We start from the raw sequence: 825 nt of genomic DNA on the forward strand, positions 1-825 counted from the left end.
GCGAATGCGCTGGGGTTTGAGCGGCAGGGGACCAACCAGTGGGCCCGGCTGCTGGGGTACATCCGCCAGGGCGACCCGGGAGACGTGTTCTGGATTCGAAACCTGCCTCCAGATTCTCAGACTTACCTGCCGGAACTGCCGGCGGGGACCGAAATTCGCCTGGGCTGCCAGTTGCCGTCCACCAGTCCGCTCGTCCCGGTGTTGGAGGTACTTGGTTCTTCCGGGAATCTTCTGGCTGCGGGCGCCGACGGCCAGACGAATCTGGTGTTCAGCGTTCCCGCGGATGGGCGGTACTATGCCCGGATTCGCGCTGCCAGCGGCACCGGCCTGTCGGCTCAATATCTGCTGCAAATCCAAGTGATAACTCCAGTGGATGTGGTGCCTCCGCAAATCCTGGCAGATACGCTGCCGAACGAGGGGACCACGGTGACGAGCATTTTGGACCGCTTCAGTCTAGTCTTTTCGGAGGATATGTTGGCTGCAACGGTCAACGATCCGGCGAGTTACGAGCTGCGTCATGCAGGGGCGGACGCTGTCTTTGGCACCTCGGACGACAGTGTGTACGCGCTTTTGGTTTCGCCTGCCTACTCGCTGGGTACGAACGTGACTTTGTTGGTGACAGATGGGCCCGTACAAGCCGGCCGCGTCCGGTTCACGGCGAAAGTCAGTCTCCAGGACGCGAATCGGAATCCTCTCCCTGCTCCCTATGTGCGCACTTTTGAGATTGCGGGTGTGCCGGGTTTCGTCATGGAGAACCGTTCGAACGACACGTTTTGGGGTGGGACGTCGTTGGGGGTGGGTGGGGTGGTGGGTGCGGATGGGTCG

The 825-nt window shown here is 61.5% G+C and carries 1 protein-coding gene; it reads left to right on the forward strand.

The genetic code is table 11. The features are described 5' to 3' along the window. The coding region (locus ACPDIT_RS15145; protein WP_423444920.1) for an Ig-like domain-containing protein at positions 1–825 on the forward strand (825 nt) is incomplete at both ends.

The organism is Limisphaera sp. VF-2, from assembly GCF_049537125.1.
Lineage (GTDB): Bacteria > Verrucomicrobiota > Verrucomicrobiia > Limisphaerales > Limisphaeraceae > Limisphaera.